The organism is Caballeronia sp. LZ032, from assembly GCF_031451315.1.
Taxonomy (GTDB): domain Bacteria; phylum Pseudomonadota; class Gammaproteobacteria; order Burkholderiales; family Burkholderiaceae; genus Caballeronia.
The window spans coordinates 1-498 of record NZ_JARUXP010000055.1 but is presented as its reverse complement, the minus strand read 5'-3'; the positions used below and the strand labels follow the sequence as shown (position 1 = coordinate 498).

The window sequence follows — 498 nt, the reverse complement described above, 5'->3', positions numbered from 1 at the left end:
GCGGTGATCGTCAGCTGACTGCCTGCGATCGCGCCAGTGCTGTTGTCGATGCCGCCTGCGCGCACCTGTGCCGCGCCCGTAGCCTGCATCGTGCCGCCTTGATTCTGCAAAGCGCCCCGAACATCGCCAGTCAATGCACCGCTCGACACGATCTTGCCATCGCGGTTCGAGAGCGACGCCGCGTTCAACTGGATATCTGCTGCGCTGAGCATGCCTTGATCGTTGACCAGCGCATTCGCGGCGCTCACGTTGAGGCCGCCGCCGGCCGTGACCGTCGCGCCCGACAGGATCGCATCGGCCGTGCGCGCCGCCAGTACAAGCGCGCCATGCGCAGACGTGGTGCTGCCGCCGAGATCGAGCGCGCTGCCGCTCAGGGCTGCATTGCCGCCGGCAACATTGCGGCCGGTCGCCGCCACGGCGCCTGATGCGCTCACGTCGAGGTCACCCGATTGCGCCAACGACCCATCACCGTTCACGCCGGCCGCAAGCGTGCCCGTC

General features: G+C 68.3%; 1 protein-coding gene. It reads right to left on the bottom strand.

Translation table 11 applies throughout. The features are described 5' to 3' along the window. Positions 1-498, bottom strand: a 498-nt coding sequence (locus QCE69_RS39380; protein WP_309936165.1) for a hypothetical protein, incomplete at both ends; no start/stop codon positions are given.